The following is a 13,926-nucleotide window of genomic DNA, read 5'->3' as shown; positions in this document are numbered from 1 at the left end:
GGAATCGTAGGTTTGGTGGTCATGGGCGCGGGCGCCAATCGATCAGCGGTTGATCGCCGCGAACATAAAGCGGATGGCGCGGAGAGCCGTCCTTCGTCGTACCGAGGCACCACAGCCGAGCTCCGGCGTCACGCATGATGCTGGCGACACGAGCGGCCCGCTCGGGCTTTGCATTCGAGCCCCAGGCACACACAACATCGCCGCACTCGCAGGCGAAGTTCCACAGGTAATCGTCGTTATCGGGGCCGACCGGGTCAGGATGCGTCCAGAGCGCCGCTGGATTCGTCGAACGCAGCGCGCAGAGGTTCGCAACAGCGAGGCCATTGCAGTCCCACAGCTTCGCGAAGCCGCGACATCGGCGAATGGTGGGGTCGTCGAGCTGCGCATCGGCGGTGCTCGGATTGAGCATGATGAACAGGGCCGTCGACTTGACTGGCGCAAGCGATTCAGCGCCGCGCGTCAAGCGATAGCGATATGTGCCGCAAGGGCTGATAACGGCGCTCACGACTGATCCTCCTGATCCCCGGCAAAAGAAGCGGCGCATAATGCTGACATCCCTTTATCAACACGATGGAGGTGGATGTGACCACTCTCGCTATAGACGCCATTCGCATCAACCCGGCGAACGACAGGATTACCCACGTGCGCTGGGGTCCCGTCGACCCGTCGACGCGCGACTGGTTGTCCCCCACCTCGATTGTCGAGGTGGACGAAGTCATCGCCGCGATCCGTCGGGGAGATGCTGTTTGGTCCCTTTTTACTCTCGGCGGCACACGGTATCTGGGGCCGAAAATTGTGTCTGTCGCCCACACCGACGGGCACGACGGGATCAACACGGATGTCCCTGGCGATCATGTCGAAAAATGCATTGACGATCTGCAGCGCATTTGACTGCCTACCTTTAAGAGTGCTCGGCACTGCGTCGTATTAGTAGTCATGGTGTCTTCACTCATTGTTGCGCTGCTTCGCGCGCTGCGCGGATGAACGCTGCTGCCGCTTGCGCGTTGATCGCGTTACCGTACGGTCTCGGATGTGCGGCGCACCGACGCCCGCAGACGGAAAAGGGTTCGCGGCGCCTGCGTATACCAAGGCTTCCAGGTCATCGAAAACAAGGTCGATCCAAGGGGAGACGTCTTTGCTTACAACCTGCTCGCCAAAGATGACTGGAGGGCGGCACTCGCCGATGAGGTGGTGCCACGCCGGGCAGAGGTGCCGCTCGTCAGCAAACCCAACTCCTTTGCCTGCTGGCTGAAAGGTTGGCACGGACAGGAACCGGTCCAAACAGGTCGATCGTCAGGCCATCCGGCGAGTCGAAGCGCGGGCGACCAGACGCCGATTCCGGCGAAGAAATGGCACTGTGTGAATCCAGCCGCGCATTTCTGGTCAGCCTGCTTAAGAAGCGCGGGGTAAGAGGCGAACGGCAGTTGCACCTTGGAAGAGACATAAGACCTGTGTAGTGGTCTAATTTCCTCGGACAGGTCGATAGGGGGACAATCCGGAATCGACGAGGAAAAAGAGCAGGATGACAAGAAGGCGCCGACAATTTGACACCAGCTTCAAGCTGGAAGTGGTACGGATGGTACGGGACCAGGGGTTATCGGTCAGCGAAGTCTGCCGGTCGATGGACCTTGTTGAGACAGCCGTGCGGCGCTGGGTGGCCCAGTACGACGCAGAGCGTGCGGGCGGCCCCGGCGAGGGCAAGCCGTTGACGGCGGAACAGCAGCGCATCCGGCAACTTGAAGCGGAGAACCGGCAATTGCGCGAGGACAATGCGCTGCTAAAAAAAGCGTCGGCCTTCTTTGCCCGGGAACTGAAGTGAGTTACCGCGTGGTAACTCACTTGCAACAGGAGGCCGTATCGGTCAGTCACGCCTGCCGGGTGTTGGAGGTGAGTCGCTCTGGCTACTATGCGCACCAGCGCGCTAAGCCGAGTGCAAAGAGTCTGCAGGAGCGGACCCACGTCAAGGCAGCATTCGTCGCCAGTGGCGCGAGCTATGGCAGCCGCCGTGTGATGCATGCGCTGCGGGAGCATGGGCTGCATATTGGTCGCTACCGGGTGCGGACGCTGATGCGCGAAGCGGGCCTGCGCACGAGCTGGAAGCGCAAGTTCGTCTCGACGACCGACAGCAGGCATACGCTACCTGTCGCGGAGAACGTGCTCGACCGGAAATTTGAGGTCGCCGAGCCCAACCGCGCGTGGGTTTCGGACATCACGTATATCCGCACGGCGCAAGGCTGGCTGTATCTGGCGGTCGTACTGGACCTGTACTCACGCAAGGTGGTCGGCTGGTCCATGGCGCCGACCATGCCGGCCGCACTGGTCATTTCGGCACTGACCATGGCGCTGCAGCAGCGTCGGCCAGCGTCAGGCCTGCTCCTGCATTCGGACCGGGGCAGCCAGTACGCGAGCGATGAATACCAGGCCTTGCTCAAGCAGCATCACGTGGTTTGCAGTATGAGCCGCAAAGGAAATTGCTGGGACAATTCGGTAATGGAGCGGTTCTTCCTGAACCTGAAAATGGAGCGCGTGTGGCAGCGTCAGTACGCCAACCACGATGAAGCACGGCGCGACATCAACCAGTACATCGTCGGTTTTTACAACGCAGTACGCTTGCATTCGACTTTGGGCTATCTGTCGCCCGTTGCCTACGAGGCAAAACCGACAGTAAAAGAACCTATCAGCCTGTCCGAAATAACTTGACCACTACACTGCTCGATACCGAGCGGCTGAGATGGGGCGATCTGGTGCGTTCGCCGTCGGCCGCGTTCGGGCCAGGTACGGTCATCCGCCCGTGCATCCGCAAGGACACTCGAACGTCAGCTGAACCTGGAAGCCGCCGTTAAGGCCGCGCCGGGGCGACGGCTTGTCCGGGTCTTCATGTCTTTTGTTTATTGAAGTTTGTCGGTGTCGTACACGCAACCTAAACTTATCGGGTTGTTCTGTCCTTGGTCGGATCCGAACGTTTCCTCGTCCCGAGGAGGTCGCTATGCAGCACAACGCGTTCGTATTCGCCTTCCTGGCTACGCTGACGGTGACGTCAGCCGGCGCCCTTGCCGGGCCCGAGGTCACCGGCGGGTCGGCCGATATGCATCTGTCGACGCTAGTGTCGCCGAACCCGACCGTCACGCAAAGCCAGTTGGACACTGCAGCGTCCGATGCGGCGGATTGGCTGCTTCCTAACGGCTCGTACGCCCAGACGCGATACTATCCGGGTGCGCAAATCAAAACCACCAACGTGGGGAAGCTGAAGTTGGCGTTCGTCTTCCAGACAGCAGTCAACGGACCACTGGAAACCTCACCGTTGGTGGTGAACGGCGTGATGTTCCTGACCACATCGTTCGATCATGTGTACGCGATCGATGCAGCGACCGGCCGGGAGTTGTGGCACTACCAGCACAAGTTGGGGCGGGTTACTTCCTTCTGCTGCGGGCCAACCAACCACGGCGTGGCGATATACGGCGACAGGCTTTTCATGGGCACGCTCGACGCAAAGCTGGTTGCGCTCGACGCCGGGACTGGCAAGCTCCTGTGGGAAACCGAGGTCGGCGATCCCGAGCTAGGCTACAGCGAGAAGATGGCGCCGATTGTGGTCGATGGCAAGGTACTGATTGGCACCAACGGGGGTGAGTACGGCGTTCGCGGCTTCGTGAAAGCGTTCGACGCCAACACAGGTCAACTGCTTTGGACCTTCTACACGATTCCCGAATCCGGACAGGAAGGCGTGTGGGCGACCAGGGATGCGACCGGCCGGGACCTTAAACGCAATATCGATGCCGAGAAGAAGCAACTTGCTGAGAAGGGTAGCGACTTCTACAAGACGCTCGGCGGCGGCGTGTGGATGACACCGGCGATCGACCGGAAAACGCGCACGGTGTACTTCGTGGTTGGCAACCCATCGCCTGACTTTTATGGCGCAATACGTCCCGGCGACAATCTGTTTACCGACTCGATGGTGGCGGTCGACCTCGACACCGGCAAGTACAAGTGGCACTACCAGTACATCCCGCATGACGTGTGGGACCTCGACGCGGCGAGCCCGCCGATCCTGGTGGATGTGCGCGACCGCGACGGACGCATGGTATCTGGGGTAATCCATGCCGGAAAGACCGGGCATGTCTATGTGCATGATCGCACATCGGGCCAGTTAATCCGCTTCTCGCCGGCGATGATCCCGCAAGAGAACATGTGGACGCCGCCAACGCCGCAGGGCGCGCACATGCTGCCGGGTGCGAACGGCGGAGTCAATTGGTCTCCCACGGCGTACAGCCCCGAGACGCGTCTCGTGTATGCGGCCAACCTGCATCGTCCGTTGACGTACCAGGTCGAGGACACGCCGTATCCGGGCGGCGGCAAGATGTGGCTTGGCGGTTCATTCAAGACCATTCCGAACGAGCAGCAGTGGGGCAAGCTCGCGGCGGTGAACGTCGACACCGGGAAGATCGTCTGGTCGTTTAAAACCGATCAGCCGCTGATCGGCGGCGTATTGGTGACGGCGGGCAATCTCGTCTTCAATGGAGAAGGCAACGGCCTGTTTCGCGCATTTGATGCGCGTACCGGCAAGAAGTTGTGGGAGTTCCAGTGCGGCGCCGGCGTCAACGCCCCAGCGGTGTCGTACTCGGTGCACGGCAAGCAATATGTGGCGGTTGCGGCGGGCGGCAACCAGCTACTCGACTACAAGCGCGGCGACGCGATTGTTGTGTTCGCGCTGCCGTAATGCACACGCACTGCCTGCGTTAGCGGCTCTCCAACTGCCAGGCGGCGTCGCATACGGTCTAGCGTGTCGGTCTTCCATGCTGCTGGCTCGAAGATCCCGTTGCGCCACCGGAGTGTGGCCCGCACGCTTGGATGGCGTGACGAAGGTCGGGAATACTCCGCGAAGCAGCCGTTGACGCGGCGCCGCGCCGAACGGCGGGAGTGGGGTCGCGTGGTGCCGGTCGCGTTGGGCACGATGCGGCCACGAAGAGACATTCGTGTATGTCGTCAATTTGTGCTCTTGAACCTAGTTGACGAATCTGTGAACTCCGGCATGTCCGCAATGCCGTAGGGGCATCAATGGTCGCGTGAGCCCATCACGGTAAACTCGTTACGAAATACCCCTAAGCTTCTGGATGCCGACATGACGTTGCTACGACAATCGATCGAGACTTATATCTGTGCGAAAGACGGAAACCGGCCGCATTTGATGCGTAGCGCATTCACGGTTGATGCCGAGCTTGTGATAGAAGTCAAAACCGAAGAGATATCGTTTCCGACATTGGTTAAGGGCTTGGATAGCATTTCAGCTGTTTTAGTAAGTCAGTTCGCGCAGCGCTACGAGAACATCTACACGTTGTGTATGGGCACACCGCCAGACGATGAAAACACATTCCGTTGCAATTGGCTCGTATGCATGACCGAGAAGGCATCAGGTGCGGCACGCGTGGGTTTCGGTAGATACGAATGGGTTTGTCAAGATCGATCGGGAAGGGTCTCGAAGCTCAAAATAACCATCGAAGAGATGAAAAACCTGCCCGGAGAATTAGGCCAATCGATTCTCGAATGGGTGCGGAAACTGCCCTATCCGTGGTGTCCGCATGATCTGCCAGCGCAAAGCGCTCCGAATATCCCATCGGTTCAGAAAATTGCCAAACAACTGGCGGGTTGATTCGATCAGTTGGATGTCGGTAAGCAACCCCTATTTTGCGTATTTGGGCGAATTGCCGCTGAGTTGGTGTCGCCAATGACCGCTGTCGGGAATGTTGACTGTCCGTTGTGGGTCGATCTGGTGCGTTCGCGGTCGGCCGCGTTCGGACCAGTTTGTGACGTTCGACTTCGTCAGTTAAATCGTCGACAATTGAACGCCCCACACATGATCGGCGCACATCGTCCAGACGAGGAGGTGACTGAAAGCGCATTGAGGAGCGGTACCTTCAGAAATAGGAGGGCGGCCTCAAATCTGAAGTGCAACACCGTTCCGTATAAGGTGTTGCGATGCACGAAAGAACTCAGTACCAGCAACTTCAACCTGAAGAGCGCCTCATCATTGCAAGCCTGCATCTGCAGGGTTCGAGTATGCGGGCCATGGCCCGCATACTCGGGCGCTCGCCGGCCACCGTTAGCCGTGAACTGACGCGAAACAGCTCTCCCGCAGGCTACGCATCGGTGCCGGCTGAAGCGCTCAGCGCCTCACGCCGCACCGCGAGCCGCCGCCCCACAAAGCTTTGCCTGCAAAGCGTCTGCTGGCGTATCGTTCTCACCCTGCTGGAGTGGAAATGGTCACCCCAGCAGATATCGGGCACACTGAAGCGTATGTATCCGACTGACCCGACCCAGCAGGTTTCGCACGAAACCATCTACACGGCCATCTACGCCCAGCCGCGCGGCGAACTGCGCCGCCAGCTCATTGCCTGCCTGCGCCATGGCCACAGCACGCGCATACCGCGTACACGCGGCACAGACCGGCGCGGACAGATTCCCGACATGGTCAGTATTCATGTGCGGCCGCCCGAAATCGAGGACCGGCTGCTGCCCGGACACTGGGAAGGCGACTTCATCAAGGGCGCTGGCAACCAGTCCTCGGTAGGCGTTCTGGTTGAACGGACCAGCCGCCTGGTGCTGCTCGCAAAGATGGAAGACGCCACCGCAGCTTCGGCGCTGGCGGGCTTCTCCGCCAAACTCAATTCGATTGTCGCGCCACTGCGCCAGAGCTTCACCTACGACCAGGGCAAAGAAATGTCGCGCCATAAAGAGCTCTCTGCCGCAACCGGCGTGAACGTGTACTTTTGCGACCCGCACAGTCCCTGGCAACGCGGCACTTGCGAAAACACCAACGGGCTGCTGCGGCAGTATCTGCCCAAAGGCACAGACCTTTCGGTCTACAGTCAGGACGAACTCGACGCCATCGCCGACAGCCTGAATAGCCGGCCTCGTGCAACTCACAACTTCCATTCACCATTCGAGGTCTTCGCCGCGACCCTCGCATCAGCAAGTCAACCTCAACGCTCTAAACATTAATCCCGCTGTTGCGCTTCACCCTTGAAACCGCCGAGTCGGGGCGTAATTGCTGCCCCTTTGCACAACAGAAGAAACGAATAATGCGTATCGAGATGCTCAAAGATTGGTGAGGTTGTTGACCGAACTGCCAACGGCAAGACTGATTCCGCTCGCCTTCGTATCCACTTACGTTGTGTCCGTACCAATCATCACTTTCGCCGTCTTTCATCCTGGAACGGTGCCCGGCGGCCCCGGATGGGGAAAGAATGATCCCATCAAGATTATTGTGCTGGGCGGCATACTAGCGCCGCTGCTTGAGACGGCAGTAACGCAATGGGCTTGCATTCGACTGTTAAAAAAGCTGCGTCTCCCGACCGGAATGGCAATAGTGCTATCTGCCGCTTTCTTTGGGCTGGGCCACACTTACAGCACCTTGTATATATCCATGATGTTCTTCGTGGGGCTGGTGCTGGGATCGGTATTTGCGATTGAAGACGCAAGAGCTGGGCATCCATTTTTAGCGACTCTTGCAGTCCACGCTCTGCGAAATTGGGTAACGGCAGGGCTCACGAGGTTCGTTCTTTGAATACGAATGATTGTGGGCCTGACGACGGCGAATCAACGTGCTGTTTAAAGTCGCGCGCTCCACACGTTCTTCCGGTTAATTGCGCTCTTGTCGTGAAAGAACAAACACGGTCGCGAATGTCTCCTTCTGAGAGCGCCGAACGGCGGTTGCGGGTTCGCCTGCGGCCGATCGCTGTCGGGTACAGGTCGGCCAGATTGGTCGCTCAAACAAAGTTTACGACCGTCCGTATCCGGTTCGAGAAAAGCCAACACCCGCTGCGAGTCATTCCGAACCAACAAACCCACACAGGTGATGAAGTGTGCCAGAGAAGCTCGACGAAGCAGACGCCGTCGCCACCCGGTCCTGACGACTAACAGGACACGCATACGGCAGCGCAGAGGAAGCCTGGCCGTGGCTGTGCGCCTGCCGGCAGAAACGCTCGACACCGCGGCCGCAGGGCAAGCGGCTCAGATCAGGCGGTCGGAACCGTTCCGCCGTCGATGACGTACTCAGTACCGGTGATGGCGCCGGCCCGCGCAGAGACGAGGAAGCCAATGAGTTCTGCCACTTCCCGCGGAGAGCACGGCCGGCCGAGAGGAATGCCGCCGAGCGAATCCATGATGATCTTGCGGGCGCCTTCCGTGTCGATGCCGTTCCGCCGGGCGATCTCAGCAACGAGCCCCGCGGCGGCATCCGTCTCGACCCAGCCGGGGGAAACGCGCACAACGCGAATGCCTTTCGGACTGACCTCCTTGGACAAGGCTTTGCTGTAGTTCGACAGGGCAGCCTTGGCGGCGGCATAGGCGATCGTGGCCTCCGGCAACGGTAACTGCCGCTGAATCGACGTGACGTGAATAATGACGCCCGAGCGCTGCTCGACCATTGCGGGCAACAGTGCTCGATCGATGCGCACTGCCGGGAACAGGTTCAGGCTCAATGCCCTGTTCCATTCGTCGTCGTCGAGCACGCTGAAGCCACCCGCTGGCGCAGATGAGCCACCCGCCACGCGCACGATCATATCGACGCCGCCAAGCCGTTCGAGGACAGCGTCGACTATAGTTTTACAACCCTCGGCCGTTGTGATGTCCGCACCGATGAATCTTTCTTCGGGAAGGTCATCAGGACGCGAACGTGCTGTCGCGAGGACGTTCGCTCCCGCCTCGCAAAGGTGTGCGACAACGGCTTTCCCGATGCCTTTGGTCCCGCCTGTAACAAGCGCCCGGAGGCCCAGAAGTTCGAGTGCCGCGCTCATCAGTGAATCTCCAAAGACGCGATCTTGCCGTCGGCCAGGACAAACGTGTAGGTCAGCTCGACCGGGCTACCGGGGAAGGCGCCCGTGAGCCTGGCGCGCATCGTCACGGCGGCGCCATCCTCGGACAAGTCCAGCGGCTCGACGGTGTACTGGTACTTGGCTTTGGTGTCTTTCTTCCAGGCCTGGATGGCTTCGAGCCCCTCGATAGTGCGGCCCTCGTCGCGCACGACGGCGTCGGCAGCGAAGCAGTTCTCAAGAGGAGCGGTGTCGCTGGTGGTTTCTGCCTTCAGATAAGCATCCACTGGCGGCGGTAGGATGATGCTCATGGACTTTTCCTGAACGTCACGTTTGCACGTCCCAATGATGGCGCTATAGTTACCACATCGCAAGAACGCACTAAAAAGTAAGTAAGCCGTGTCCAACCGAAAAGCCTACACTCCCGCGACCGCCGCAATCGGCGTCGAAGCCGCCTTCAGGCTGCTCGAAGGACGCTGGAAGCTGGTGATCCTGTTTCACCTTTTCGGTGGTCAGGTGCGGCGCTTTTCGGAGCTCGAGAGGCTGATCCCTGGCATCACGCAAAAAATGCTCGCCCAGCAGTTGCGCCGCCTCGAAGAGGACGGCATTGTGACGCGTACGGTCTATCACCAGGTGCCTCCGAAGGTGGACTACCGCCTGACCGACTGGGGCCAGGCGCTGTGCCCAGCACTGGATGCGATCCTGAAATGGGCGGAGCGCCGTGAAGACTTTGCAGCGGCAGCGGCAGCGGCAGCGTCAAGCGTGCGTGCCCAGGGCTGACAAAGCCGTTTCCCCAGAATTCGAATTCTGTGGGTTGTCGACGAGATGAAGGCCGACGTTTTATTCGCGGTCGTCTCGTGTCGCTCCCGGAGCGCACGGTCGTAAATCTTGTCCGAGCGGCTGCATCGGGTTCGAGGGCGGCCCGTCGCGATAGGCGGCGTTCAGCCATCACAAAGGTGACCTGTGGGACTGGGTTCGGCCAACAAGCGCCGTTCGCTTGTGTTCCAGCGCTGACATCCGATCGTCAGGTCTGTGCCGCAAAGCAGTCCAATGCGACGGATTCCCGGTCCAAAACGGGGGTTCGCCCCACAGCAGTTTGCCGCTCCCCCGAAGTCTTGCGCCGCTCAAACTCCGTAGCTCAACGAATCGTCACGCGATTCGCGAGATGCGCTCACCGAGCGGCTTAGCGCTGTGACGGTATGCGGCCAACGTCGCAAACCATGAGCCCGTGTACTGCGTGACGGCGCGTGGCCACGAGCGGCTACTGCCTCTCAAGGCGTTCGATCATTGGACACCTTGATCCTGTTCGCGTTAGTGGGTTCCTGTCATTTAGGTTATCGGGCCACTACACTTTGAAGAATGGCGCGCCGCTGTCCGGAGTTGCTTGTTCTGCTTGCCATAGGCCGGCAATCTGCTCTTTCCGTAGCCCTGTTGGGGCGAAGTACACGGTGTCGACCGATGTCGACGAGGCGGCGCGCAGTTTTCGTCGACTGTGTCCAGCGGAGGAAACAATGAACTACCACCTTGAAGGTCGTCTGCTCGAGGTCTGCAACTGCCGTGTCCTGTGCCCTTGCTGGATCGGCGAAGATCCGGATTTCGAAACCTGCCAATCGATCAATGCCTGGCACATCGACCAAGGCACGGTCGAAGGCGTCGATGTAGCCGGCAATACGGTTGCAACGGTGTGCAACATCCCAGGCAATGTGCTGAAGGGCAACTGGAAAGTGGCCATCTACATCAGCGACCACGCCTCGAAGGCGCAGGAGGAAGCGCTGATCAAGGTCTACACCGGCCAGGCCGGCGGTCCCGTCGCCGACCTGGCGCAGTTGTTCGGCACCGTCGTTTCAGTCGAGCGCGCGCCCATCGCCTTTGATGTCATCGGTGGCAAGGGAACGCTCCAGATCGGCGCGGACTACCACGCAGAACTCGAGCCTTACCTTGGTCCCAGCGGCGCAAAGACTACATTGTCGGACACCGTTTTCTCGACGGTTCCTGGCGCGCCGGTGTTCGTCAGCAAGGCGCCGGTCTACCACTCGAAGAATGCTGCGCTAGGCATCGATCTCAACCTCAAGGACCATAACGCCCTGCAGAGCACCTTCGTGTTCGACGCCTGATCGCGCCGCCGGCTGCGCCGCTCCGCGCCCTCGCATCGCCCAGTGCCCGAGCCGATCATGCCCTCCTTATCGCGTCATCAACGCGTCTTCCGGCTGGTACTTGCCTGCCTGGTGACGTTCGCCTGGCTCACGCTGTGGCTTTGGACACGCAGCCCTTACGGACGCTACCTTGACCACGGCGACTGGACGACATCCGGGCCTGCAGCACCGCTGTGCCGTGCTGTCCCCGGAGGCTCGCTGATCGTGCCGGCCGTACTCTACGCGCTGTCGTGGACGCTGATGATTCTGGCAATGATGCTCCCCACCACGGTGTCGCTGTTTAATACATTCGACCGTGTCGTCGCGGTCCGGCCGGACCGCGCACGCCTGCTGTTCCTTCTCGGCCTCGGCTACGTTGCAACGTGGAGCGCATTTGGACTGCTGGCGCACGCACTGCACGCGCTGCTCCTCGCGGGCATCGCGCGGGTGCCGGCGCTGGCATGGCATGGCTGGCTGATCGGGGTGGCCACGCTCGCCGGTGCCGGTGCGTTTCAGTTCAGCGAACTCAAGTATCGCTGCCTCGACAAGTGCCGCACGCCGCTGAGCTTCGTGATCAGCCGTTGGCGCGGCCGTGCACCCGAGCGGCACGCCTTCATGCTGGGCCTGCGCCATGGGTTGTTCTGCGTGGGCTGCTGTTGGGCACTGATGCTGCTGATGTTCGTCGTGGGTGCCGGCAGCCTCGGCTGGATGCTGTTGCTCGCCGCGGTCATGGCGATCGAGAAAAACGTAAATTGGGGACGGCAACTCAGCGCACCGCTTGGCGTGGCGCTGCTGGCAGGGGCAGCGGTGCTGGCCGCAACGCATGTATGAGGTCTCGCCAGCTCTCCGTGTGTGATTGCAGGTATGAATCAGACAAACGGGGGTCCGCTCGCAGTAGGCCATCACATTCAAGAGGCGGCAAGAGCCATCGGCAGGGCATTTATGCCATACAAACGCCAACGAGCTTTGCATGAACAGGAATTCAACTCCCAGCTTGCGGTTCCGCACCTACATCCATCCGCTCGTTGCCGGGACGGCCGTCGCCGTAATCCCACCAGCGCGAATGGCCGATAGCCCGCCGGACATTCTTGCGATTTCGATGACCGCTGTACGCCGGAACTGACATTTCGATGCGCGAGAACGCGAGAGGCTGAGAGGGGTCGATCCGGTGCGTTCGCCGTCGGCCGCGTTCGGCCAAAGTGAGCCATGCCGGACGCGCCTGCGAACGACCGTTCCAGCTGCGATGAAAGCCGGTCACCACCGGCGCTCCAGACCCGAAAGCCATCGGATCGTGGAGCGTCGGTGGAAGCGCCCCATCCAACCATAGTTGAACGTGTCTGCGGCAATCGTCATCCAATCCGGCTCGCTTGACTATGACCCACATCGGAAAGTTTAGCGGGTCGAGAACACTGAGATGCCCCCGTTGGGAAATCCTGCCGCGCCGGGCTGGAACGGCACGTACACTTGCCCAAGCGCGCTGTCGATGGCGACAGAATGCGCCCCGGTGCCCACCGGAACCTTAAAGAGCAACTGCCGTGAAGCGCCATCGATTACGCCCATCTGCGGGCTAAATCCTGAAGCTGCAGCGGTACCGCTCGTGACGTAGTGCCGAGCCGGCAGGAAATAGCGGTTGGAAGTCGGATCATAACTGACCTGATCCACCCCGCCAAATGGCAGGCTGGCTTGGATTGCGCCACTCGCACGATCGAGGATCAGCGTGACGAGCGGGTCGCCGGCCGGCGGATCGCATCCAACGAGCACGTCGTTATTCGGGCCAAGCACGATCCCCGCCGGTCCGCATTTCCCTAGTGGAAACGATTTGCTGACAGAAGGACTGCCCGCCACTGCAGAACTGGCGGTGATGACATCGAGCTCGCCATCGGGATTGGCAGAGGTCCCGTCATTGTTGATCAAAAAGCTCTTCGAGGCAGGATCGTATGTGCACGCCTCGAGCCCCGACGAACCGTTGAAAGGAAGCTTTACCACCGCCTTTTGTGTCAGCGTGGAAATGAACGTGACGAACGGGGGCGAGTCTCCGGGACTCGCATACATCACGAGATGATCGTCAGGATCGTAGCAACCCTCATCGACGCGCGATCCAGAATTACTGATGGCGATCGTGTTGACCGTCTTTTGTGCAGCCGTATCGATCACCTTAACTGAGTCGACGTCGCCGACGTAGATCGTGTTCGTGCCGGTGATACCTACAATTCCGTCGGGACCGGACTCATTTGTTGTGGCGCCAGCACCGATGAACGGCCCCGGAATCTGTGCGATCAACGTGTTCGATTTAGTGTCCACGACGTCGACTGCTTTGTTATTGCGGTCGGCAAGAAAGTACTTACCGGCCTCGACGTAGCCAATATCGAAACTGAATGGTGGGCTCGAAGCATTGGGCACGGCGATGTTCGTCAATAGCTTTGGCGGTGTCGGTGCGCTGACGTTATCTCCGCCTCCGCAGCCGGCCAGTGCGGCCGCAGCGAGCAAAACCAAGGTCGTTATGCGCTTTCCCATTGATTCGTCTCCTTTCCGTTTATTGGCTCGACCGTCGGTCTAGGGACCGGCTAGAGCACTGAAACTTATATACACTCCTGAACGAGGAGGATCAGTGAACAATTCTTAAGGAGGCTTAAGAAATTGTCATCTCAAGAGATAGCCACGTCTCCCACGGATGCGGCCGCCAGCGCATGAATTGTGGCTATAGACTGGTCGTCTGGCTCACACAATGGCGGCACGACGAAAAATCGGAAAGTAAAACTTATTTATGGTCTGCATTACGTGGACGCTATACCCGTAATGAATCTGAAGCTTCCATAGAGGTGGTGGTGACATGCCGGCCGCAATTTTGCGCTGCAGACTTTGCCGGCTCTGCGCGACATGGCCGGAGTTCAGTGAGCCACACATGTTGGGTCACACAGGCAATCGGACCAGCATGATTGCTGCGACTGGCTGCTGCTTGTCGCTGTACGGACCTTCGTAAGCGGCGGTCG

Annotated in this window: 13 protein-coding genes; 9 read left to right on the top strand and 4 right to left on the bottom strand. The window is 59.8% G+C overall.

Annotation, left to right across the window (positions count from 1 at the left end):
• Positions 1-19 precede the first annotated feature (19 nt).
• The gene (locus B0G69_RS29150) at positions 20-505 is read right to left on the bottom strand and encodes a DUF1643 domain-containing protein (protein WP_121323360.1); all 486 of its coding nucleotides are present in this window, start codon (positions 503-505) and stop codon (positions 20-22) included.
• A gap of 77 nt (positions 506-582) precedes the next feature.
• Between B0G69_RS29150 and B0G69_RS29145 the strand changes: the two genes are divergently transcribed.
• The 6 genes from B0G69_RS29145 (at position 583) to B0G69_RS29115 (ending at position 7,558) form a co-directional block, all read left to right on the top strand.
• On the top strand, positions 583-891 hold the full coding sequence (locus tag B0G69_RS29145; protein ID WP_121323943.1) for a hypothetical protein: 309 nt from the start codon (positions 583-585) through the stop codon (positions 889-891).
• Between the two features lie 631 nt (positions 892-1,522).
• Positions 1,523-2,700 (top strand): IS3 family transposase gene (locus B0G69_RS29135; protein ID WP_199731125.1). Its coding sequence is split into 2 segments (ribosomal slippage): positions 1,523-1,790 and positions 1,790-2,700, totalling 1,179 coding nucleotides; the frame shifts between segments, so codons are not numbered across the junction.
• A gap of 385 nt (positions 2,701-3,085) precedes the next feature.
• Positions 3,086-4,714 (top strand): PQQ-dependent dehydrogenase, methanol/ethanol family, encoded by a 1,629-nt coding sequence (locus B0G69_RS29130; protein ID WP_241991563.1) that lies wholly within the window; start codon positions 3,086-3,088, stop codon positions 4,712-4,714.
• 402 nt (positions 4,715-5,116) lie between these two features.
• A complete protein-coding gene (locus B0G69_RS29125; protein WP_121323356.1) occupies positions 5,117-5,644 on the top strand; it encodes a hypothetical protein in 528 nt (175 codons plus the stop codon).
• A 326-nt stretch (positions 5,645-5,970) separates the two neighbouring features.
• Positions 5,971-6,993, top strand: coding sequence for an IS30 family transposase (locus B0G69_RS29120; protein WP_121322128.1), 1,023 nt, complete (start codon positions 5,971-5,973; stop codon positions 6,991-6,993).
• Between the two features lie 115 nt (positions 6,994-7,108).
• Positions 7,109-7,558: a CPBP family glutamic-type intramembrane protease gene (locus tag B0G69_RS29115; protein WP_158608994.1), complete on the top strand. Its 450-nt coding sequence runs from the start codon at positions 7,109-7,111 to the stop codon at positions 7,556-7,558.
• Positions 7,559-8,009: 451 nt separating this feature from the next.
• Here the strand turns inward: B0G69_RS29115 and B0G69_RS29110 are convergent, their stop codons facing one another.
• Together B0G69_RS29110 and B0G69_RS29105 are read right to left on the bottom strand one after the other, a co-directional pair.
• Positions 8,010-8,789 (bottom strand): SDR family oxidoreductase, encoded by a 780-nt coding sequence (locus B0G69_RS29110; protein ID WP_121323352.1) that lies wholly within the window; start codon positions 8,787-8,789, stop codon positions 8,010-8,012.
• Positions 8,789-9,115 carry a nuclear transport factor 2 family protein gene (locus tag B0G69_RS29105; RefSeq protein WP_121323350.1) on the bottom strand — a complete coding sequence of 109 codons (327 nt, stop codon included), beginning with the start codon at positions 9,113-9,115 and terminating at the stop codon, positions 8,789-8,791. Before B0G69_RS29105 ends, B0G69_RS29110 begins: the two co-directional genes overlap by 1 nt.
• 88 nt (positions 9,116-9,203) lie before the next feature.
• On the opposite strand from B0G69_RS29105, the gene B0G69_RS29100 reads away from it, so the two are divergent.
• The 3 genes from B0G69_RS29100 (at position 9,204) to B0G69_RS29090 (ending at position 11,767) form a co-directional block, all read left to right on the top strand.
• The gene (locus B0G69_RS29100; RefSeq protein WP_121323348.1) at positions 9,204-9,584 is read left to right on the top strand and encodes a helix-turn-helix domain-containing protein; all 381 of its coding nucleotides are present in this window, start codon (positions 9,204-9,206) and stop codon (positions 9,582-9,584) included.
• Between the two features lie 731 nt (positions 9,585-10,315).
• Positions 10,316-10,918: a DUF1326 domain-containing protein gene (locus B0G69_RS29095; RefSeq protein ID WP_121323346.1), complete on the top strand. Its 603-nt coding sequence runs from the start codon at positions 10,316-10,318 to the stop codon at positions 10,916-10,918.
• 57 nt (positions 10,919-10,975) lie between these two features.
• Positions 10,976-11,767, top strand: a complete 792-nt coding sequence (locus B0G69_RS29090) for a DUF2182 domain-containing protein (RefSeq protein WP_121323344.1) — start codon at positions 10,976-10,978, stop codon at positions 11,765-11,767.
• Between the two features lie 561 nt (positions 11,768-12,328).
• On the opposite strand, the gene B0G69_RS29085 is transcribed toward B0G69_RS29090, so the two are convergent.
• Positions 12,329-13,450 carry a hypothetical protein gene (locus B0G69_RS29085; RefSeq protein WP_121323342.1) on the bottom strand — a complete coding sequence of 374 codons (1,122 nt, stop codon included), beginning with the start codon at positions 13,448-13,450 and terminating at the stop codon, positions 12,329-12,331.
• Between the last annotated feature and the right edge of the window lie 476 nt (positions 13,451-13,926).

It is taken from the genome of Paraburkholderia sp. RAU2J, from assembly GCF_003634845.1.
GTDB classification, from domain to species: Bacteria; Pseudomonadota; Gammaproteobacteria; order Burkholderiales; family Burkholderiaceae; genus Paraburkholderia; species Paraburkholderia fynbosensis.
This window is presented reverse-complemented; position numbering and strand designations above follow the sequence as displayed.